Below are 205 nucleotides of genomic sequence, written 5' to 3'. Positions count from 1 at the left end.
ACTCAGGGCCCGGGACTGGGAAGCGGCCGAACGCGAGGGGCGCAGCATCGCCCCCCTCATCACCAGGCTGAACGAGATCCGCCGGAACAGCCCGGCACTGCGGCAGCTGCGGGATCTGCACTTCCACCACGCCGACAAGGACGCGGTGATCGCCTACTCCAAGCGCTCGGGTTCGAACACGGTTCTGGTGGTCGTGAACCTCGAT

At 66.8% G+C, this 205-nt stretch carries 1 pseudogene; it reads left to right on the top strand.

The features are described from left to right. Nucleotides 1–205: pseudogene (locus AC5WS8_RS39565) on the top strand (alpha-1,4-glucan--maltose-1-phosphate maltosyltransferase); the annotation flags it as partial.

The sequence above is a fragment of the Streptomyces sp. PTL18 genome (assembly GCF_059510295.1).
The sequence above is the reverse complement of the archived record's forward strand: the minus strand, read 5'-3'. Positions and strand labels throughout refer to the sequence as shown.